At 36.5% G+C, this 22,697-nt stretch carries 20 protein-coding genes; 7 read left to right on the top strand and 13 right to left on the bottom strand.

The features are described 5' to 3' along the window. Positions 1 to 136: 136 nt before the first annotated feature. The 6 genes from ric (at position 137) to AABL52_RS16390 (ending at position 6,447) form a co-directional block, all read left to right on the top strand. Positions 137 to 844 carry an iron-sulfur cluster repair di-iron protein gene (ric, locus tag AABL52_RS16365; protein ID WP_341517952.1) on the top strand — a complete coding sequence of 236 codons (708 nt, stop codon included), beginning with the start codon at positions 137 to 139 and terminating at the stop codon, positions 842 to 844. A 208-nt stretch (positions 845 to 1,052) separates the two neighbouring features. Beyond that, the gene (gene nirB, locus AABL52_RS16370) at positions 1,053 to 3,458 is read left to right on the top strand and encodes an NADPH-nitrite reductase large subunit (protein ID WP_341517953.1); all 2,406 of its coding nucleotides are present in this window, start codon (positions 1,053 to 1,055) and stop codon (positions 3,456 to 3,458) included. 15 nt (positions 3,459 to 3,473) lie between these two features. Further along, positions 3,474 to 3,791: a nitrite reductase small subunit NirD gene (nirD, locus tag AABL52_RS16375; RefSeq protein WP_341517954.1), complete on the top strand. Its 318-nt coding sequence runs from the start codon at positions 3,474 to 3,476 to the stop codon at positions 3,789 to 3,791. Between the two features lie 58 nt (positions 3,792 to 3,849). Continuing rightward, a complete protein-coding gene (locus AABL52_RS16380) occupies positions 3,850 to 5,274 on the top strand; it encodes a uroporphyrin-III C-methyltransferase (protein WP_341519732.1) in 1,425 nt (474 codons plus the stop codon). Continuing rightward, complete coding sequence (locus AABL52_RS16385) at positions 5,271 to 5,981, top strand: sirohydrochlorin chelatase (RefSeq protein WP_341517955.1); 711 nt, start codon at positions 5,271 to 5,273, stop codon at positions 5,979 to 5,981. The genes AABL52_RS16380 and AABL52_RS16385 overlap by 4 nt, the downstream gene beginning before the upstream one ends. After that, the gene (locus tag AABL52_RS16390; protein WP_000282580.1) at positions 5,974 to 6,447 is read left to right on the top strand and encodes a precorrin-2 dehydrogenase; all 474 of its coding nucleotides are present in this window, start codon (positions 5,974 to 5,976) and stop codon (positions 6,445 to 6,447) included. The genes AABL52_RS16385 and AABL52_RS16390 overlap by 8 nt, the downstream gene beginning before the upstream one ends. Positions 6,448 to 6,667: 220 nt before the next feature. Here the strand turns inward: AABL52_RS16390 and AABL52_RS16395 are convergent, their stop codons facing one another. From AABL52_RS16395 to moaA, 9 genes are all read right to left on the bottom strand, one after another. Next, positions 6,668 to 7,585, bottom strand: coding sequence for an AEC family transporter (locus AABL52_RS16395; RefSeq protein ID WP_341517956.1), 918 nt, complete (start codon positions 7,583 to 7,585; stop codon positions 6,668 to 6,670). Positions 7,586 to 7,670: 85 nt separating this feature from the next. Then, positions 7,671 to 8,414, bottom strand: coding sequence for an amidohydrolase family protein (locus AABL52_RS16400; protein ID WP_341517957.1), 744 nt, complete (start codon positions 8,412 to 8,414; stop codon positions 7,671 to 7,673). Between the two features lie 467 nt (positions 8,415 to 8,881). Then, positions 8,882 to 9,079 (bottom strand): PspC domain-containing protein, encoded by a 198-nt coding sequence (locus AABL52_RS16405; RefSeq protein ID WP_242257129.1) that lies wholly within the window; start codon positions 9,077 to 9,079, stop codon positions 8,882 to 8,884. Positions 9,080 to 9,347: 268 nt separating this feature from the next. Beyond that, on the bottom strand, positions 9,348 to 10,517 hold the full coding sequence (gene narK, locus AABL52_RS16410) for a nitrate transporter NarK (protein ID WP_000841867.1): 1,170 nt from the start codon (positions 10,515 to 10,517) through the stop codon (positions 9,348 to 9,350). A gap of 80 nt (positions 10,518 to 10,597) precedes the next feature. After that, a complete protein-coding gene (moaD, locus tag AABL52_RS16415; protein WP_341517958.1) occupies positions 10,598 to 10,831 on the bottom strand; it encodes a molybdopterin converting factor subunit 1 in 234 nt (77 codons plus the stop codon). Then, positions 10,828 to 11,298, bottom strand: a complete 471-nt coding sequence (locus tag AABL52_RS16420) for a molybdenum cofactor biosynthesis protein MoaE (protein ID WP_341517959.1) — start codon at positions 11,296 to 11,298, stop codon at positions 10,828 to 10,830. The genes moaD and AABL52_RS16420 overlap by 4 nt, the downstream gene beginning before the upstream one ends. A 44-nt stretch (positions 11,299 to 11,342) precedes the next feature. Continuing rightward, positions 11,343 to 12,632 (bottom strand): gephyrin-like molybdotransferase Glp, encoded by a 1,290-nt coding sequence (glp, locus tag AABL52_RS16425; protein WP_341517960.1) that lies wholly within the window; start codon positions 12,630 to 12,632, stop codon positions 11,343 to 11,345. A 42-nt stretch (positions 12,633 to 12,674) separates the two neighbouring features. Next, positions 12,675 to 13,688, bottom strand: a complete 1,014-nt coding sequence (locus AABL52_RS16430; RefSeq protein ID WP_001158117.1) for a molybdopterin-synthase adenylyltransferase MoeB — start codon at positions 13,686 to 13,688, stop codon at positions 12,675 to 12,677. A 17-nt stretch (positions 13,689 to 13,705) separates the two neighbouring features. Next, positions 13,706 to 14,719, bottom strand: a complete 1,014-nt coding sequence (moaA, locus tag AABL52_RS16435) for a GTP 3',8-cyclase MoaA (protein WP_341517961.1) — start codon at positions 14,717 to 14,719, stop codon at positions 13,706 to 13,708. 278 nt (positions 14,720 to 14,997) lie between these two features. Here moaA and AABL52_RS16440 point away from each other — a divergent pair, with 278 nt between their 5' ends. Next, entirely contained in the window at positions 14,998 to 15,690 is a 693-nt protein-coding gene (locus AABL52_RS16440) for a Crp/Fnr family transcriptional regulator (protein WP_000013863.1), read from the top strand. A 93-nt stretch (positions 15,691 to 15,783) separates the two neighbouring features. On the opposite strand, the gene narI is transcribed toward AABL52_RS16440, so the two are convergent. Genes narI through AABL52_RS16460 form a run of 4 tightly spaced genes read right to left on the bottom strand, consistent with a single transcriptional unit; the run spans position 15,784 to position 22,189 of the window. Continuing rightward, positions 15,784 to 16,473: a respiratory nitrate reductase subunit gamma gene (narI, locus tag AABL52_RS16445; protein WP_000969207.1), complete on the bottom strand. Its 690-nt coding sequence runs from the start codon at positions 16,471 to 16,473 to the stop codon at positions 15,784 to 15,786. A gap of 17 nt (positions 16,474 to 16,490) precedes the next feature. Then, on the bottom strand, positions 16,491 to 17,021 hold the full coding sequence (gene narJ, locus AABL52_RS16450) for a nitrate reductase molybdenum cofactor assembly chaperone (RefSeq protein WP_341517962.1): 531 nt from the start codon (positions 17,019 to 17,021) through the stop codon (positions 16,491 to 16,493). A gap of 19 nt (positions 17,022 to 17,040) precedes the next feature. Then, positions 17,041 to 18,516 carry a nitrate reductase subunit beta gene (narH, locus tag AABL52_RS16455; RefSeq protein ID WP_341517963.1) on the bottom strand — a complete coding sequence of 492 codons (1,476 nt, stop codon included), beginning with the start codon at positions 18,514 to 18,516 and terminating at the stop codon, positions 17,041 to 17,043. Then, the gene (locus tag AABL52_RS16460; protein ID WP_341517964.1) at positions 18,506 to 22,189 is read right to left on the bottom strand and encodes a nitrate reductase subunit alpha; all 3,684 of its coding nucleotides are present in this window, start codon (positions 22,187 to 22,189) and stop codon (positions 18,506 to 18,508) included. Before AABL52_RS16460 ends, narH begins: the two co-directional genes overlap by 11 nt. Positions 22,190 to 22,697 lie beyond the last annotated feature (508 nt).

The following is a 22,697-nucleotide window of genomic DNA, read 5'->3' on the forward strand; positions in this document are numbered from 1 at the left end:
TTCTCTTCCTTTTATAAAACTCATTTTATTATTCTCAAAACTGACACATAATAAGTGATTTCAATCACCACATTGTTTTTCATTTATCGCTATTCTTAATTTAGATATTACATTTAAACTTTATGGAGGCATTCATATGGAACATACATTTACTGAAACTTCAATTGTTGGTGAGATTGTTACACAATTTCCGAAAGCTAGTGATCTTTTTAAATCATATAGAATAGATTTTTGTTGTGGTGGTAATAAGCCGCTTATTGATGCAATTCATGAAAGAAATTTATCGGCTTCTGAAGTAATTACAAAGTTAAATACACTTTATCATAATACGAAACGATTAAATGAATCTGAAATTGATTGGAAAAATGCTTCTTATCGTGAATTGATTGATTATATAATTCATAAGCATCATCGTTATTTACATGAAGAGTTACCACAGTTAAGTCCATATGTGACGAAAGTCTTACGCGTTCATGGAGCGAATCAGCCTCATTTAGCTCAAATTCATAAGCTATTTCATGAACTTAAAATGGAATTAGAACAGCATTTAATTAAAGAAGAAACGGAAGATTTCCCATCAATTTTAGAATTTGAACAAAATCCAACCGATGAAAACTATGCAAAGTTACGTAAAGTAGTAGATGAACTAGAAAATGAACACAATCATGCCGGAAATATTATAAAAGAACTTCGTAAAGTAACAAATGACTTTACGCCTCCAGAAGGCGCATGCGGCACTTATCGACTTGTTTACCAACGCCTTGAAGCACTAGAGTCTGATTTATTTGAGCATATTCATTTAGAAAATAATATTTTATTTCCACGTGCCATTACGAGAGCATAAATCAAGTGCAGGACATGAGTGTAAATACTTATGTCCTGCTTTTTCGTTTTGCGAAAAATATCCACATCCCCTTCACATAAAACCGAATTTTAACAATTTGTGAATCATTATAAAAATGTGATAAATATCACATCTCCCCCTTATTTGATTTTCTATAATAAAAATATAATCCTTTGTTCAATATTTCACATAAAAAGGGGAAACGAAAATGAAAAAACGTTTAGTTATGATCGGAAATGGTATGGCTGGCATACGTTGTATCGAAGAAATTTTAAAACATAATAGTGATTCATATGAGATTACTATTTTGGGAGATGAACCGCATCCAAACTACAACCGCATTATGCTCTCTCATGTTTTACAAGGTAAAACAAATATGCAAGATATCATTATGAATGAATATAGTTGGTATGAAGAAAACGAAATAACTTTGTATACGAATGAAAGAGTTCAAAGTATTAACCGAGAAGAAAAAATTATTATTACAGAAAAGAATCGTACTCTTACATACGACAAGCTCATTATCGCAACAGGTTCTAGTGCTTTTATTTTACCTGTTGAAGGTTCCGCACTTCCTGGTGTAACAGGATTTCGAACTATTGAAGATACACAATTTATGATGGATACCGCTAAAGAAAAGAAAAAGGCCGTTGTCATTGGTGGTGGATTACTTGGTTTAGAAGCCGCAAGAGGTCTTATTGACTTAGGAATGGACGTACATGTTGTTCATTTAATGCCTAGCTTAATGGAGCAGCAACTAGATACGAAAGCAGCTTCTCTATTGCGTGAAGATTTAGAAGCACAAGGCATGAAGTTTCTCATGGAAAAGAAAACGGTAAAGATTCTTGGTACAGATCATGTTGAGGGCATTCAATTTGAAGATGGTGAAGTTGTAGATTGTGATTTAATCGTAATGGCTGTCGGAATACGACCAAATACGCAAATAGCAAGAGATGCTGGTCTAATTGTCAACCGAGGTATTGTAGTCAATGACTATATGCTAACGAATGATGAGTCCATTTATGCAGTTGGCGAATGCGCAGAACATGATGGTATCGCATATGGACTTGTTGCCCCTCTTTATGAACAAGGCACAATATTAGCAAAACATATAACAAATTTACAAACGAATGGATATACGGGCAGTATCGTTGGTACGCAATTAAAAGTTGCTGGTTGTGATTTATTCTCTGCTGGCCAAATTTATGAAGATGAACAGACGAAAGCGATATCGATCTTTGATGAATGTAAACGTTCCTATAAGAAAGTATTAATTCGCGACAATAAAGTTGTCGGTATCGTTTTATATGGTGACGCAGCTGATGGTACACGCCTCTTTAGCATGTTAAAGAAAGAAGAAGACATACAAGAATATACAGCCGCTTCCCTTCTTCACAAAGCTGGTGAGGAAAGTGAACTTGACGTTGCTACAATGAGTGCGGATGACACGATTTGTGGATGTAATGGTGTTACGAAAGGTACAATCGTTCATGCCATTTTAGAACAAGAGCTAACTACTTTTGAAGAAGTTAAAGGATGCACGAAAGCCGCAGGATCTTGCGGTAAATGTCGTCCGCTTGTGGAACAAGTTTTATCTCATACACTCGGAGATGCTTTTGATGCTTCTGCACAGTCTGCTGGTATGTGCGGATGTACAACTTTATCACGTGATGAAGTCGTAGCGGCCATTCACAAGAAAGGTTTGAAATCTCCAAAAGAAGTACGAAATGTTCTTGGTTTTGCACAGGAAGACGGCTGTTCAAAATGTCGCCCTGCTTTGAACTATTATTTACGTATGGCGATTCCAGAAGAATATGAAGATGATAAATCATCTCGTTTCGTTAATGAAAGAATGAACGGTAACATCCAGCACGATGGTACATTCTCTGTTATTCCACGTATGTACGGTGGTGTTACAACAGCAGATGATTTAATGAAAATTGCTGAAGTTGTGAAAAAATACGATGTTCCTCTTGTGAAAATTACAGGTGCAAGCCGCATTGGCTTATATGGTGTTAAGAAACAAGATTTACCTAACGTATGGGCTGACTTACATATGACTTCGGGATATGCGTATTCAAAATCGCTTCGTAATGTAAAATCATGTGTCGGTTCTCGCTTCTGCCGTTTCGGTACGAAAGATTCATTAGGACTTGGTATGTTACTTGAACAATCATTAGAAATGGTAGATACCCCCCATAAAATGAAGATGGGTGTAACGGGTTGTCCGCGTAACTGTGCGGAAGTACTGACGAAAGATTTTGGCGTTGTTTGTGTCGAGAATGGATACCAACTTTATATTGGCGGAAATGGCGGTACGGAAGTACGCGAAGCTGATTTTGTCATGATCATCCCTACTGAAGATGATGTCCTTCGCATCGCTACAGCTTATATGCAATATTATCGTGAAACTGGTATTTACGGAGAGCGTACTGCCTACTGGACAGAACGTTTAGGCTTCGATCACATAAAAGAAATACTACAAGATGTAAGTATGGTTAGTACGTTAAATGAACGTTTCCAAACAGCTCGTAGCACATATACGGAAGCATGGGGACAAGCACTAGAAACGAAGTCATTAAAAGCGATGTATGAAGTAGAAACTGTGAAATAAGGAGCTGTGACCTTTATGATACAAACGAAAGAAAAAATAAAAGTTATGCGTGCGGAAGACCTTCCTATTCAAATCGGTAAAGAAGTGCAAATAAAAGGTATGTCTATCGCCCTATTCCGTCTTTCAAATGGTGATATTCGAGCTGTAGAAAATCGTTGTCCTCATAAAAACGGACCGTTAGCAGAAGGAATTGTATCTGGAGAATTCGTCTTTTGTCCGCTGCATGATTGGAAAATCTCATTAATAACAGGTGAAGTTCAAAAACCTGATGACGGCTGTATTCAAACATACGAAGTAGAAGTTATTGATGGTGACATTTATTTATACATGTAATTTACGAAAGGAAGCCTCCTCTGGCTTCCTTTTAAATAAAAATAGATGAGGTGCGATGATGAACGGATATGTATATTTAGTTGGTGCAGGACCAGGTGATGAAGGGCTTATTACAAAGAAAGCAATAGATTGTTTAAAGCGTGCAGATATCGTTTTATATGACCGTTTATTAAACCCTTTCTTTCTTAGTTATACAAAAGAAACATGTGAACTTATTTATTGCGGAAAAATGCCAAAGAATCATATTATGCGCCAAGAAATGATTAACGCCCACCTCCTTCAATTTGCGAGAGAAGGAAAAATCGTTGTCCGCTTAAAGGGCGGAGATCCATCCATTTTTGGCCGTGTCGGTGAAGAAGCAGAAACTTTAGCAGCAGCGAACGTTCCATATGAAATTGTACCAGGTATTACATCTAGCATCGCCGCTAGTAGCTATGCAGGTATCCCCCTCACCCACCGTAACTACAGTAATAGCGTCACTTTACTAACTGGGCATGCAAAAGGTCCTTTAAGCGATCATGGAACATATAATTCATCCCACAATAGTGACACAATCGCCTACTACATGGGTATAAAAAACTTACCTACAATTTGTGAAAACTTACTGCAAGCAGGAAAAAAAGACGATACGCCAGTAGCAGTCATTGAATGGGGTACAACTGGAAAACAACGCGTTGTCACAGGAACTCTTTCAACCATTGTTTCTATCGTCAAAAACGAAAATATTTCAAATCCATCTATGACAATTGTTGGTGATGTCGTTTCCTTACGGGATCAAATCGCTTGGAAAGAACGTAAACCATTACATGGTAAAAAAGTTTTATTTGCTTCCGCAACAAATAAAACTTTTTTAATGAAGCAAAAGTTACAAGAAGCTGGTGCAGAAATATATCAAATTCCTACTTTCAAAAAGGTAGAATACATATTAACACTTGAACAGATCAATGAAATCTTTAACGTTGATCGCCTTGTTTTTTGTTCAGCTAAAAGTGTAGAAATATTGATGAGATCATGTAGTAAACACCAAAAAGATATTCGTTCCTTACAAGCAAATCTGCAATATATGAACGTTGCCACTCAAGAAAAACTTATGCAATATGGGCTACTAAGTAAACAAGCAGAGCTCTCTTCCGATACAACTGTTTATTTAGGACGAAATATTAACCGAATTGCTTTTATTCAAGAGAAAATTGGTGCTGGCTCCTATATGATGACTCATGAATATACAATTGATCATCGCTTCGATGAAGTCCATTCTCGGATGCTTTCTGAATTCTCATGGGATAGCATTGTGTTTGACGGCCGTGCTTCAATTGATACATTTTTATCAGAAATAAAACGACTTGGCTTTATCGATATTCTTACTCTTCCCTTCTCGTATACCGACGTTCCAACTTTACACTATGCGAATAAAATTGGTTTTCATCATGTAGATGAGCAATTACAAAATATGATTATGAAGAAAGATTTGGTGATACGATGAAAGGAATTGTATATGTTGGGCACGGGAGTCGCTTGCAAGAAGGTAATGAACAATTCATTCACTTTATTCAATCTGTTATGAAAGAACGTAACAAAAGAATTCAAAAAATAGCTTTTCTAGAACTAACAACACCTACCATTTCGGATGCAGTTACAGAAACGATACTAGAGGGAGCAACTGAAATAATGATTGTACCTGTTTTATTATTTGCAGCAGCTCACTATAAACGTGATATTCCTTTTGAACTAGAACAGCTACAAAAGAAATATCCACAAATTACATTTTCAGTTGTACCTCCTTTTAGTACGCATCCACATATGGTGGAACTTGTAGTAAAAAGAATACGTGAAACTATGCCAATGCAAGGTGGTAGTATTTTACTCGTAGGACGAGGTAGTAGCGATTTACAGCCGATACATGAGTTACAACAAATCGGAGCAGCTGTCGAACGAAAACTCGGCATGCCAGTATCCTGTTCCTTTTTAACGAAAGGAACGCCCTCTTTTACGGCTGAGCTCAAGAAGATAATATCGACTGCGTCCCATGTATACGTCATGCCGTATCTTCTCTTTACCGGATTGTTGCTTCAAAAAATTAAGTTGCATACGAAAAAATACAATCACGTTACGACTTGTAACTGCCTACAATTTGATACATATATGAAATTAACATTATTAGAACGAATGGAGGAATGTGTGTATGTATAACATGTACCCTCTTATGTTTAATCTAAATAAAAAAGTTGTCGTAATTATTGGTGGAGGTAAAATCGCATATCGAAAAGCGTCTGGATTAAAAGATACAGGCGCTTTTGTCACCGTTATCAGCCCAGAAATTTGCGAGGAAATGAAGGAACTTCCTTATGTTACTTGGAAGCAAAAAACTTTTGCTAATGATGATATTAAAGATGCTCACCTTATTTATGCAGCTACAAATCAACATGCTGTAAATATGATGGTCAAACACGCTGCCCATGATTTTCAATGGGTTAACGTTGTAAGTGATGGTACAGAATCATCTTTTCACACACCTGGCGTCATCCGACATGATGAATATGTTGTCACTATTTCAACTTCAGGTAAAGATCCATCGTTTACGAAGCGTTTGAAGCAAGAATTAACATGTATACTTCCTAATCTTATAAAAAAGCTTTCTCGTATCCACAAATTATAATCTATTTTTCAGCTAAAATAGTAATTACCTTTGGACAAACGTTTTTTAGAAGCGTTTGTTCTTTTTGTTTTGGTTTCTTTTTTGAATAAAGTCGCTTGATTATTGGACATAGTCCAATTGTAAACGACACCTACTATTTCAAAGACTATTTTCCTCTTATATCGATGGAATTTCCGTCCATCATTTACCGCCTCAAATCCATTCGGTTTTAAACGTATATTCAAAACAAAATATATGACAAATAAATAACGGTAGTTACTGTAATAATGCTGAAAAGTGTTGAAAATAAAACGATTTGTGCATGTAGTTCGGGCTCTATTTGATACTCCATAGCAATAGTTGATGTATTTCTTGAAGTAGGAAAAGAACTTGCAATAAATAATGATTGTGCAACAATTCCATCAATGTTTAAGAGGTAGATCATGGAAAGTGCTAATAATGGCCCCATCAGTAACCTTCCAATTAAAGACCATGTTATGACTCTATGGAAAAAATTAAGCTTAATGTTGGCTAATTGCGCTCCTAGCAATATGAGTGCTATTGCAACAAAACTATTCGCAAGATGATTAAGAGGTAGAAAGATAGAATTAGGTATTTGAATTGTAAAAGATTGAAAGAGAACCCCTAATATCAGTGCATGAAATACAGGCAGTCTTAGAAATGATTGAATAATACTTCCGATTGTTTTTGTTGCTGATAGTAAGTTATATATCCCATACGAATAAGTTAAAATATTCTGAAAAACAACAATGAAAATCTGAATGGAAACCCCCACTGGATTGTGACTGAAAATCAATTGACTTACTGGTAATCCATAATTACCGGAATTCATTAACGAAATGCTATTTTTTAGAGCGGCACTCTCTCCTTTTTCTAACTTTAATGTTTTTGAAATAAAATGACTTACTATCATCATACTCAGACTGTAAAGCATTAAATAGTATATTATCTGGAGCAACAAACCTGTTTCTATACTAATATCATATATATTCACAAATACAGCCGCTGGCATCAAGCAATAAGTAATAAGTGTAGATAGCTGCTTTAAGTTAAATTGGAACTTTCTTTGTAAGATTGCACCAATTAGCATCAATATTAATATTGGTAATATTACGTCTAATATAATAAAAACAAACATTTAAAACCTCATTCTACATATATTTTAGTTGGATGAAACACTTTACTAAATATGGACACATTTAATTCAAATGTAGACCCTGACGCTACCCAAAATACCATTTATAAGCATTCGTATACAGGATATTATCGGTAGCTTGTTCATCAAATAGCTGTTGAATCAATTTGATATCTCCATACTCAAAAGGTCTTTTGGCTCTTGTAGATGGTAAATCTGTTCCAAACATAAGTGCATCTGGATTAACTTCATAAATCGACTTTAAGGCATTCTCAACATCTAATTCGACACGACCAAAACCAGTAGCTTTCACATGTACCCCTTTATCAACTAGTTTTAATAAATGTGGTAAACCTTCTTCTGATAACCCTAAATGGTCAATTGATATAGCTGGTAATTTTTCTATAGTAGATGCAATTTCGGGTAACTCTTTTGCATCAATATAAAGCTCACTATGCCATCCTACTAAATCAGGAACTCTTCTAGCAAAGTAATCCAGCTTCGATAAATCTTCTGAACCACCTCTTTTAATATTAAAGCGTAATGCTTTTATCCCATTTTCATTTAAATTTAGTATTTCTTCATCCTTCACTGTAAAGGGTAATTGTGTTACGCCACAAAATGTTGAACCCAACTGTTTTAGTGCCTTTAATAAATATTCTTGATCAAACCCTTGGAAAGAACCAGATACGATCGCTCCACCAATTACATTCAAATTAGGAGTTTCATTCTGATAATCTTCTACAACAAAGTTGGGTGGAAAATATCCTTGGTTCTCAATAATCGGAAAATTAAAATCAATAATATGAAAATGTGCATCAAAAATTCTCATTTCCCTCCCCTCTCTTTTCCTTAACATATCAAATATAACTCATAAAGAAAATTAGGGATTATTTATACAAATTCATAATTTTATCTTATCAACCTAAACTGTATTCTTTATTTCAAGTGTACTTTTTCACAATATCCATTAGCCTTACCAAAAAATCTGGCCCTAAAAATATGCAGTTTTTTCTCGTTATAGATACCTCCATATGTTTTTGAATTTCATAACATTCAAATATCTTAATATAATTTTATGCATATTAATAGATAACTTTTAGAAAGGAGCGACTATTTATCGATTCGTTAGCGATCAATAGTCATCGTTTAATTCAAAAGTTATTATTTTCGTTCTCGATATATTCCGACAAAGGCAAAGTACCTTTCTAGTACACTAAACGTGTAAGAGGCGAAGTACCTTTAGCTACTCGTTCCTTTAAAGTTCCCCATTGTGGAATTCGATTTAATTTCATACATTTATCGCTTAATTTCTTTATCTGTAGGCAAAACAATTGCAGCTATTATATAAAGTAAAACTGTAAATCCGCTAGAAAAAAAGGCTGATAATGCAGTTACTATGCGAAGGATACTTACATCAATTCCATACTTATCGCTTAAGCCACCTAATACACCTGAAACTTGTTTATCTTGAGTAGACTTATATAATTTTTTCATCTAAACACCCCGCTTCAATTAAATATTTGTATGTTAAAAATTAGTTCGATCTTTGGCAGAAATTTAAAATTTCTTTAACTAACCTGCCCTTTAATTGAATACTATCTGACATCTATATTTTAACATAAAACCCCATAAATCTTCTGTTTTTCATTTTAAAACCACATTATTTTAGAAAACAAGCTTTGTTAAATTAGCATTAAAACATATTGAGGCCTATTACTAAAAGAACCACCCTAGATTACTTTAGGATGGTTCTTTTTCTTTATTAATGATTCTTTAACATCACTAACAGCTTTTCTTGACTATACATCCACACTGTAATGATTAAACAAGCAAGTGCGACTTCTGATAATGCCATAAATCCAATTGCATAATGACCTGTTAGTTGGAATAGTAAAGTTAAAATTAGCGGCGGGAAGAACCCTCCTAGTCCGCCTAAAGCTGAAACGAGTCCGTTTACAATCCCTGCTTGCTCTGAGAAGTACATTGGAACGAGTTTGAAGATTGTACCATTACCAATCCCTGCACAAAATGCGACTAGTAAGCAACCAAATGTATACACGTTCATACTAGGCATAAAGGATAAAATAATACCTGAAAGTGTTAAACCGATAAATACGAAGATTAATATTTTAAACGGGTTAAACTTATCACCAAGCCAACCACCAATTGGACGCATCATTGTTGCTAATACGATGAATCCAGCTGTCCGCATACCTGCATCTACTTTTTCTAATCCAAAGTGAGATACTAAAAAGTTTGGTAAGTATACTGTAAATGCGACAAACGATCCGAATGTTAAAAAGTAAAAGATACATAGAAACCAAAGTTTTTCATTTTTATATACACCTTTTATTTGTTCCATTAATGGTGTATTCACCTTTTTCTCCTTACGATCTCCTAATAAAAAGTTCATAAGTGCAAACGCTGCAAGTAAAACTAAATAACACTGTACTGTCGTTCTCCAGCCAACTGAAGTTGCAATGACAGGTGCTAAAAACGAAGTAATTGCTGTTCCGGCGTTACCGACACCGTAAATACCATTTACAAAACCGTGACTCTCTTTCGGAAAGTATTTCGGTAAAGAAGTTACCCCTACGGAGAATACGGCCCCACCGATTCCGACGAATAAGCCACCAATAATTAAATCCATCATTGAATTGGCAACACTAATATAAAAGACAGGAAATAATAATAAAATAAAACTAATAAAGAATAATTTTCTTGCTCCGAAACGATTTGTCCAATAACCAATTGGAATGCGAAGAACAGAACCTAAAATAACCGGTACTGCTGTTACCATAGAAATTTGTCCCGCAGTTAATGGAATATCTGCTTTAATATAAGGCATTAATGATGATAAAATGACCCATACCATAAAACCGATAACTAGATTAGAAGTTTGTAAACTTAATTGAAAATTAGGACTTTTCATCCTGTTCCCTCCTATGTATGCATAGTTATATTTATTCCCTCCAGCCTAATCACGTCCTAACATGATTAGGCTGAAAAGAATCAACCACCACTTACTGGCGGAATCATTGCTATGACATCGCCAGTTTGAATGATGTCATCCTCATTTGCATACTCTTCATTTATAGCGACCATTATCTCACCTGAAATCGCTACGTTGTATTTCTTAATGAGCACTTCTTTTAGTTCAGCAACCGTAATATTTTCACAATCTATGTGTAATGCTGGCGTACTTACTTCTTCTTGTAAATGTGCAAATAATAGTACTGCAATCATATTCTCATCTCCTTTCCAGGCTCACCATTCTCATAAGCTACATTCTCTAACTGATCACCTATCCATGATTCACCATCTTCCCAGAACTCTTTCTTCCAAATGGGAACAATTTGTTTTATACGCTCCATAATATATTCATTCGCCTCATAGGCAGCTTTACGGTGTGGTGTAGAAACAGCAACGACAACAGCAAGATCAGAAATTTGTAATGTACCAATGCGATGTGTAATAGCGACATATGTCCCAGGCCACTTCTCTCCTACTTCGGTGCCAATTTTCTCAAGCTGTTTTTCTGCCATTGTTTTATATGCTACATACTCTAAATAAAGCGTACGACGGTCTTTCGTAAATTCTCTAACAGTACCAATGAAAGTAGTAACTGCGCCGCACTCACGACGAATTACTTTGTTTGTAACTTCTTCAATTGAAATAGGTGTATCAATTACTTCATAATACGTATGTATCATCTTGCACCTCTTATCTTTGTATAAGTTAGCAATCTATTTTTCTCTTATTTATACGATCGAAGCGGTTCTTCCCACGGCCACTCACTTCCAGCGTTTGATTCTAATAACAGTACCGAAACAGTTATTCCTGCTTCAAACCCTCTCGTTCCTCCCGGCAGGACGATACATGCATTTGCCTCTGCAAGTGAAGAAATTGCACTAGATTTATCTAAACCAACTGGTGTTGCTTGCAATTGGCCATCTACAATTTCTACTTTCCCTCTTACAAAACGCGTAAATGGGTTTGCTTTCGGAAAGTCTTTTTGTAATATTGCTTCTGCACTAAATACGTGCGGATTTTTCTTATGCAAGTATGTTCCAATGACTGGTCGAACATATAATTCACATCCGACATAGCAAGCAGAAGGATTACCAGATAGACCAAATAGTAGTTTTCCTTCTACCTCAGCTACAGTTGTCACACTTCCTGGTCGCATCGCTATTTTGTTGAAAAGTACATTGGCTTGCAATCTCTCATAAATAGCAGGTAAATAGTCATAGTCTCCTACCGAAACGCCACCAGTCGTAATTAAAATATCAACTTCTTTTATCGCTTTTTTTACAGTGTTATAACACGTCTCTAAATCATCAGCGAATTGTCCATAATACTGTACAGCCCCGCCCGCTCGTTCAATTTGAGCAGCAATCATATAAGAGTTACTATTTCGTATCTTCCCTGGCTTTAATCGTTCATGTACTTCAAGCAATTCACTCCCTGTCGTCACAATCCCAACAACCGGTTGTTTTACAACATGTACTACACTATAACCAAACGTAGCAAGAAGCGCTGCTACTCCAGGGTTAATAACAGTCCCTTTTTTCACAAGAATGCTATTTTGTTTTACATCCTCTCCTTTAAAAGAAATGTTATCACCGGCGGCGAAGGAGCGTTTTAATTTCATATACGTCTTTTCTTTTTCTTCAAATCCTTCTGTTAGCTCTAACATAACAACGGCATTACACCCGGATGGAATTGCCGCTCCTGTCATAATACGTACAGCTTGAAATGGTTCCACTTCTTCTGTAAAAACAAAACCGGCTCCAATTTCACCAATCACTTCAAACAGAATGGGATTACTGCTACTTGCTTCCTTTGTATCTTCTGCTCGAATCGCAAACCCGTCGTACGGAGAGCGATCAAAATGAGGAACATCATGATCTGCAATAACATCTTCTCCAAGCGTTCTACCGTAGCTTTTTATTAGAGAAACCTTTTCTATTTCACCCTGGTAGGCATATTCCATTACACGCGCAACTGCTTCTGCCACCGGAATTGGTATACGTTTTTCTAACATTCTTTTTCACCTCGTTTTAATAAGGGGCAACGCTCTTTCTGTTCATCCTATATATTTTGCGTATAATCGTTTTGCTATTTTCACATCATTTGTTCCATGAATAAATGCCCTACCATCTGTAAATAAAACGAAACGATATTCATCAATTAGAAATGATAGTAAGTAAGGCGTTTTTTGGACATGTACACTTTTTTGTAATCGTTTTTGAATTTCGTTTAAATTAAAATCTCTCTTTATTCCTGAACGGATTTGAACTGTATTCCGTCCGCATAGCACTTCCGTTTTCATCTGCGCTTCAAATGCTAGACTTGGATACGTTCGTGATTTCCCACAAGATGGACATGTACTTTTTTTCTGTCTATTTACTTTTAATGAGAGATATTGATTGTTCCAAATATCAAATGATAACATCGTTCCTCTTAGCAACTCATAATCATCCACCAATATTTTCATCGCCTCTGTCACTTGGTGAGCAACAACCATCTGTACAGCTGGCTGAATAATTCCGGCTGTATCACATGTTGCACCGCCCATAGGATGATCCATTAGACAGCGAAAACATGGTGTTTCCCCAGGAAGAATTGTATACGTTACACCGTAACTCCCGATGCATCCGCCGTATATCCAAGGTATATTCTCTTTTTGTGAAATGTCATTTATAAGTAGACGCGTATCGAAATTGTCGGTCGCATCTATTATGAGATTCACTTCTTTTATTAACCCTTCTATCTCTTGCATCGTGACATCTGTTACAACTGGTACAATTTCCACTTCAGAATTAATCTTTCTTAAATGTTCTGTCGCTGCAATTGCTTTCGGTTTAGACTGCTGTGCATCTTCTTCTGTATATAACTGTTGCCGCTGTAAATTACTCCATTCGACGTAGTCACGATCGGCAATTGTTAATTTCCCAATTCCCATCCTAACGAGCGCTTCTGCATTCGCAGCCCCTAGTGCACCCGCACCGATTAGGAGCACATGCTTTTCTCTCATTTTTCTTTGTCCTATTTCACCAATCCCAGAAAACAATACTTGCCTTGAATATCGCTCTTGCATAAGGAATCCTCCTTTCGCTATCCGCCAATGTATGACATTTCAATTTTTGGACGTTTATTTGTACTTTCCGCCGTTCTTTCATCTGAATATCGATCTGTTCTATATTGCCACGTATGTTGTAAAATTTTTAATAGTGATGCATCAGAAATATTTTCTCGAAGAAGCGTTCGTAAATCCGTTCCTTTCGTTCCAAATAGGCACGTAAAAAACTTGCCGTCTGCCGAAATACGGGCTCTCGTACAAGAAGAACAAAACGACTCTGATACTGAAGTAATAAATCCAACTTCTACATCGCTCCCTACATATCGATACAATTTCGCAACTTCTCCAAAGTAACGAGGTTTAACAGGTTCAATCGGATATACGTGATTAATCTTCTCTATTAATTGTTCCTTCGTAATAACTTGTTCAAAATTCCATCCGTTCGTACTGCCTACATCCATAAACTCAATAAAACGAAGCTGAATTTCTTGTTCTTTAAAATAACGAGCCATATGAAGGATTTGACTGTCATTCATTCCTTTTTTTACGACCATATTTACCTTTACTTCTAATCCAGCAGCCTTTGCTGCTTCAATTCCTTTTAGTACAGGTTTTGTACTTACATTTCTCCCATTAATTTTTTGGAAAATGTAATCCTCTATCGCATCTAAACTAATATTTACACGTTTTAATCCCGCGTCTTTTAACGCCTTAGCTTGTTTTGCTAAATGAACTCCGTTTGTTGTGAGTCCAATATCTTTTAAGCCTTCTAGCTTTGTAAGTCTTGCGATTAGTTGAGGTAAGTCTTTACGTAATAATGGTTCACCGCCAGTAAGCCTAATTTTTTCAACTCCCATACTTATAAACAATCTTGCTAATCTTTCTATTTCATCGAACGTTAATAAAAACTCTTCCTGTAAAAAAGCGTAATCAGGTCCGAACACTTCAGCAGGCATACAATATGTGCACCTAAAATTACAACGATCGATAACTGAAATACGCAAATCTTGAAGTGGCCGTTCTAAAGAATCTTTCATTTTCTCGTGCATCTATATCCCTTCTTTTCTGCTGCAATCCTTAGTAAGTTTTCAATTCTGTATTTGCCTTTATTATAAAAAATAAGCTACAAATTCAATGTGACTTTTCTCACATCACTTTCCCCATTCAAAAATTCTTCACAAATCTGTTCGAATTTTGTTCACATCTCCAGCCACTACTCCTTACGGTCATTGAAATTTCACTTTTTTTCAAAAATATCTCTTGCATTTTCATCATAATTACATTCAAAATAAGAAATATATTGTTAACGAGAAGAAAGGTGATTGCTGTGGCAAACAGTATGACATTATCTCAAGATTTAAAGGAATTACTTGCATCTGTTGAGTATAAAATGCAAATTAAAAAAGGAAGTTTTATTTTTCAAGAAGGTATGGAAGCAACCGAACTCTATATCATCCACTCAGGAAAAGTACAAATTAGTAAACTAAGTGCTGATGGGCAAGAGTTGACACTCCGTATTTGTTCGGCATATGACATTATTGGAGAATTAACATTGTTCACGGATAATGCAAAGTATTTATTAAATTCAAAATGCCTTGAAGATGTTGAAGTAGGCGTTATAAAGCGTGAAACCTTAGAAAAAGCATTACTCCAAAAACCCGCTCTTGTATTTGAATTTATGAAATGGATTAGTGAACATTTAAGAAGAATGCAAACGAAGTTCCGAGATTTAGTATTACATGGCAAAAAGGGTGCCCTGTATTCTACTCTCATTCGAATGACAAATAGTTACGGTGTGTTAAAAGAAAACGGGATTCTTATCGATTTACCATTAACGAATCAAGAACTTGCTAATTTTTGTGCAACTTCACGTGAAAGTGTAAATCGAATGTTAAATGAATTAAAAAAGCAAGGTACAATTTCTATTCATAAAGGAAAGATTACAATCCACGATTTACAATTTTTAAAATGTGAAATTGCTTGTGAAGATTGCTCTGCTTCTGTTTGTAGCATTGATTAGCATCTTATTTAGGTATTTATATTTATAAAGAAAGCCGAGGTCTCCAATTAGATCTCGGCTTTCTTTATAAGTTACTAAACATATAAAACAAAATTATTTTTTCAATTCATTTGGAATACGTCTTCTGTAAATTACATAACTACGGCTTACGTATTTAATTGGGGCACTAAATACATGTACTAGTCTAGTAAATGGCCATACTGCGAAAAGCCCCATCCCTGCGAGAATATGAATTTTAAACCACACTGGTACTTCCGTCATGTATTCAACTTTCGGTTGGAAAATAAAGAGACTTCGGAACCAAGGACCAATTGTTGTACGATAATCAAACCCTTTTGAGTCGATGTTCAAAAATGTTGAGGAAAGTCCTGCCAGCATTACGATCAGTAATAAAATAAGCGCAATATAATCTCCCTTCGTACTCGTTGCAATGATACGTTTTACTGTTACGCGGCGGTACGTTAATATAATTAAACCGATGATAGAAGCCATACCAGCCGGAAGTCCGAAACTAATTGCCATTGTGTGATACATATGCTCAGAAATACCTATTGAACGATATACAGCTTCTGGAATTAAAATTCCCATAACATGACCGCCAATTACGAACATGATCCCAAAGTGGAATAATAGACTTCCGATTCGGAGCATTTTCTTTTCTAATAGTTCACTAGACTTTGATGTCCATCCAAATTGATCATAGTTGTATCTGAAAATATGTCCACCGATAAAGATTGCAAAAATGATATAGGGAAACAATACCCATAGAAATTGATCCATCATTTTGACAACTCTCCTTTCTAATTTGTCTGTACACCCCATGTATCGATAGCAAGTAGAACAGCCGCAAGAATTGGTTCATACATACTACCTGCTTCTTTTAACTGAACATGTAATGCTTGTATGTTCTCTTTGTATTTACTCATAATCGGTTCACTGTCTTGCTCATTTGCATTTGCAAAAAACTCTAGTAAAAGTGGTAAATAATCAGGTAGTTCTTTATCTGTTACTTCAAAACCAGATTTTTTATAATGCTGCTTTAACTCTAGTAATTCAATACCTCTTTCTCTTTGTTCACCAGTGTTCATATACGTTAAATACATATTAGTCTTTTTACCAAAATCAAATGTATATACGTAACCATCAATTAATTGATCGTTCTTTTTATTTAATGCTTGCTCTATAAATACTGTAAGTGAGGCTTTAACATCGTCCTGTTCAATTTCTTCAACCTCTTCTTGTAATTCAGTTAAAGCTTCTCTCCACCCTAGTTCCGGGTAGGAGAGAAGGAATGAAGAACACGAAAAAGCAGTTTGCAAACTTTGTTTCATATTTTTCCGCCCCCATTATTTAAGAAATTGTCATACAAGAACCTGGTCCACCAGCGAAGGATAAACCACAGCTTCCTTGTTCGTTATATAAATCTTCAACTTGTTCGCGGTGAGTGGCCGGAATGACGAAGCGATCTTTATATTTCGCGATAGCAAGAAGACGATACATATCTTCTACATCCTGTTTCGTTAAACCGAGTTCTTTTAATACCGCTTCATTTGGTTCTTTATTAATTTGAAGTGCTCTCATATGTGTTCGCATAACAGCCATTTTTTTCAATGTAAGACGAATATGTGATTCATCTCCTGCAGTGAGTAAATTCGCTAAATATTGAATTGGAATACGCATATTATCAATAGCAGGGAAAATCTCTTCTGCTAGCCAGTTACTACCTTTCCCCTCCACCATGTTCATAATTGGGCTAAGCGGCGGGATATACCAAACCATCGGCATAGTACGATACTCTGGATGAAGAGGTAGAGCGATTTTCCAATCGATAATCATTTTATAGATTGGTGACTGTTGTGCCGCTTTAATCCATTCTTCAGGAATTCCTTGTTTTTTCGCTTCAGCTGCTACTTCTGGATCATTTGGATCTAAGAAAACAGTAAGCTGAGATTCATATAAATCTTTTTCATTTTCAACAGAAGCCGCTTCTTTTACTTTGTCAGCGTCATATAGCATTACCCCAATGTATCGAATACGCCCTACACATGTTTCCGAACAAATTGTAGGCATACCAGCTTCAATACGCGGGAAACACATTGTACATTTTTCAGCTTTATTCGTTTGCCAGTTAAAGTACACCTTTTTATACGGACAAGAAGATACGCAAAATCTCCATGCACGACATGCATTTTGATCGACAAGAACAATCCCATCTTCTTCACGTTTATACATCGCACCAGATGGACAAGAAGATACACAAGATGGATTCATACAATGTTCGCATATGCGTGGTAAATACATCATAAAGACATTTTCAAAATCCGTTTTAATTTCTTCTTCCATTTTCTTTACGTTCGGATCTTGTAATCCTGTTATATGCCCGCCAGCTAAATCATCTTCCCAGTTTGGACCCCATTCAATTTTGTCGATAAATTCACCTGTAATTGCTGATTTCGGACGAGCAACTGGCTGGTGCTTACGCTGCGGACTATTTGTTAACGTTTCATAATCATAGTTCCAAGGTTCAAAGTAATCATCAATTGTTGGTTGGTCTGGATTGTGAAAAATATTCATAAGGCGCTTCATTTTCGAACCGGATTTCAGCTGAATTTCACCATTTTTCAATTCCCAGCCGCCTTTATATTTCTCCTGATCTTCCCATTGCTTTGGATAACCAATACCAGGTTTCGTTTCTACGTTATTGAAGTACATATATTCAGCACCTGGACGATTTGTCCAGGTGTTTTTGCACGTTACGCTACAAGTATGGCAGCCGATGCATTTATCTAGATTCATTACCATTCCGACTTGTGCTTTAATCTTCAAGCCAATCTACCTCCTTCAGTTTGCGAATTACAACGTTTAAGTCACGCTGGTTCCCAGTTGGACCATAATAGTTAAATCCATAACTTAATTGACCATATCCACCAATCATATGTGTCGGTTTTACATGAATACGGGTTGGACTATTATGCGTTCCCCCGCGGTTACTTGTTAATTTCGTACCAGGTACGTTAATGTGACGATCTTGCGCATGGTGCATAAATGCCATTCCTCTCGGTATACGGTGCGTTACAACGGCACGCGCTACAACAACACCGTTACGGTTAAAGCACTCGATCCAATCATTATCCGCAACGCCAGCTTCTTCAGCGTCCTCTTTATTCATCCAAACAGTTGGACCACCTCTAAACAGCGTTAACATCGGTAATGAATCGAAATACATACTATGAATCGACCACTTATTATGCGGTGTTAAATAGTTTAGTGTAATCTCTTTTCCTTCTACTTCAGGCCGTGATTTACGGAACGGTTTATGTTGCAAAATTGGTTTAAATGTTGCCATCGTTTCACCAAATTCTTTCATCATGTCATGATCTAAGTAGAAAGATTGTCGACCCGTTATCGTTCTCCAAGGGATAAGACGTTCCACATTTGTAGTAAACGGTGAGTAACGGCGTCCACCTTTTTCTGAACCTGTAAAGGCTGGAGAAGTAATTACTGTTTTTGGCTGTGCTGTAATTTGTTCAAATGTGAAGCATTCTTCTTCACGTTCTTCTGCTAAATCACGTAATTTTAAATCCGTTTGTTTTTCAAGTGCTTCCCATGCTTTTACAGCCATATGACCATTTGTTGTAGAAGAAAGTGTTAATACCGCCTCAGCAGCATTGATTGCTTCTTTTATGTCTGGACAACCTTTCGCAATAGAATCCGTTCGAACGACTCCTAATCGGCTCTTTAATTGCTCATATTCTTTTTCTGCAGACCAAGAAATCCCTTTCGTACCAATCGGTTGTTTTCCGGTATTCGGTCCTAGCGCAGTCATTTTGTCATAAATCGTTTTATAATCCCTTTCGACAGCATGAATTTGTGGCATCGTTTTACCTGGGATCGGTTCACACTCACCTTTACTCCAGTCTTTTATCTTGCCAAGTGGTTGCGCTAATTCTTGTGGTGTATCGTGAAGAAGTGGTGTTGCCACAACTTCTTTCATTGGTTCAAGATCGATTTTCTTCGCTAAATCTGACACAGCTTTAGAAAGAGAAGTGAAAATATCCCAATCAGAGCGCGCTTCCCACGGTGAACCGATTGCTGGATTAAATGGATGTACAAATGGATGCATATCTGTACTACTTAAATCATGTTTTTCATACCAAGTTGAAGCTGGTAAGACGATATCAGAATAAAGCGCTGTTCCAGCCATACGGAAATCTAAATTAATGAGTAAATCAAGCTTCCCTTCTGGCGCTTCTTCATGCCACTTAATTTCTTCTGGTCGTAATGAATCGCTATCGTCATTCATTAATCCATTCGTTGTACCTAATAAATGTTTTAAGAAATATTCGTGTCCTTTACCAGAACTTGAAATTAAGTTTGCACGCCATACGAACAAGTTACGCGGGAAGTTATTTTTATTATCAGGATCTTCAATCGCAAATTTCAGTTCTTTATTTTTTAGTTTTTGCGCAACGTATTTTCCTATTTCTTCTTGCGTTGTTGCACCAGCAGCAACAGCTTCTTTATATAATTCAATCCCATTTTTCTCGAATGTCGGATACGAAGGCAACCAGCCAAGTCGTGCCGCTAATACGTTGTAATCACCATGATGTTGATAACGAGAGTTGCCTTCCACTGGTGATGCTAAATGTCCCACTGGTGTATCTTCATAGCGCCATTGATCTGTTACGAAATAGAAGAAAGATGTACCGTTTTGTAATTTTGGTGGCCCTTGCCAATCTTTTGCCATCGCGATCGTTTGCCATCCTTCTGCTGGACGTAATTTCTCTTGACCAACGTAATGCGCCCAACCACCGCCGTTTACACCTTGCGCTCCGACGAGAAGAACAAGATTTAAAACAGCGCGATAAATCGTATCAGAGTTAAACCAATGGTTAATACCAGCTCCGACAATAATCATTGAGCGACCATTTGTATCAACAGCATTTTGTGCGAACTCACGAGCGATTTGAGTAATAAGCTCTCGTTTTACTCCTGTCATTTTCTCTTGCCATGCAGGAGTAAACGGTACGTCATCATTGAAGTCTTTCGGCTCTTGTCCGCCAAGCCCTCGGTTCACACCGTAATTTGCTAACGTTAAGTCGTATACAGTTGTAACGAACACTTCGCCTTCTTCTGTCATAACCTTTTTCACTGGAATTGTACGTTCTAATATTGTATTTCCATCATCAGAGAAGTACGGAATTTGCACCGTTTTAATCGCTTCCTCCATTCCAAGTAAAGATAGACGTGGTTCAATCTTTTCACCTGTTTCTTCATCTTCTAAACGTAAGTTCCATTTCTTTTCGTTATCCCAACGGGACCCCATTGTGCCGTGAGGTGTTGCAAAATCATTCGTGTTCTCGTTCCAAAGTACAGGTTTCCATTCTCCTAACTTCGTTTCGCGTCCAATATCAGAAGCGTTTAAGAAACGATCAGCAACGAATTGATCCCCTTTTTGTTTCAATGTGACGAAGAAAGGAAAATCAGTATATTGCTTCGCATAATTTGTGAAGTATTCCACTTGATTATCTACGTAAAATTCTTGTAAGATTACGTGCCCCATTGCCATCGCAAGTGCACCATCTGTACCTTGTTTCACACTAATCCAATCATCCGCAAACTTTGTAGATTCAGCGAAGTCAGGACTGACAGAAACGACTTTCGTTCCTTTATATCGAACCTCTGCTAAAAAGTGTGCATCTGGTGTTCTCGTCATCGGTACATTTGAACCCCATGTCATAATGTAACCAGAGTTATACCAATCACTACTTTCTGGTACGTCTGTTTGATCGCCCCAAATTTGCGGAGAAGCTGGTGGTAAATCTGCGTACCAATCATAAAAACTAAGCATTGGTCCACCCATAAGTTGCATAAAGCGACTACCAGCTGCATGACTTAACATTGACATAGCTGGAATTGGCGAGAAACCAACATTTCGGTCTGGACCATATTTAATTACTGTATAAAGTAAAGAAGCAGAAACGAGTTGTAACACTTCATCCCAATTCGCACGAATGAATCCCCCTTTACCACGCGCCTGCTTATACGTACGTGCTTTTTCAGGGTTCTCCACAATACTTTTCCAAGCATCTAATGGTGACTCGTTATTTTGTAGTTCTTCTTGCCACATATTCCAAAGAACACCACGTACATACGGGTATTTCACACGAAGCGGGCTATAAATGTACCAAGAAAAACTTGCTCCACGTGGGCATCCTCGCGGTTCAAAATCAGGCATATCAGGACCTGTAGTCGGATAGTTAAGCTCTTGTCCTTCCCAAGTTACAATTCCATCTTTCACATATATATTCCAACTACATGAACCAGTACAGTTCACGCCGTGTGTAGAACGAATTACTTTATCGTGCTGCCAACGCTTTCTGTACACATTCTCCCATTCGCGATCTTCATATGTTTCTTGCGTATGATTATCGTTATAACGATCTATTGGTGAAAAATATTTTAAACGTCTCATTAGTGCTGAAGGTTTCTTCTTCATACTGTTCACTCCTTTAATACGTCTCTCTTACATACCCTTACTATAAGAGAGGTTGTAAAATACAGATGTGACATTTCGCACAGTTCAAGAGATTGTCAAAAATTCAGTAGAAAATAAGTTTGAGGGAAGATCTTTTGTTCCATTGTGAAGATGTATAGTTAATCTTGATTATTAGGAGAATAGTATTTTGAGGTATCGACTATTTTGCAAAAGAAAAAACGCAGGAGACACTCCTACGTTTTTCTTTATAAATATATGAAAAAGAGTTTTGATATTATTTTAAAACTGCCATACGGGAAATATCCTAAATTGAATGTGAAGAATTTTTTCTTCATCGATATTACCTTATATCAAGACATATTTCACATTATACTACAAATCATTATTTACCATATTGCCCTTAGTTACGGAAACAATTATACTAGATGTAATCCGATAAATAATCTGAATATTCTTAGAATTAAAGATAAGAGTTTCACTACTCACAAATAGAAAGATAAATTATATT

Origin of the sequence: Bacillus paramobilis, assembly GCF_038096195.1 — a bacterium.
Classification (GTDB): Bacteria; Bacillota; Bacilli; order Bacillales; family Bacillaceae_G; genus Bacillus_A; species Bacillus_A mobilis.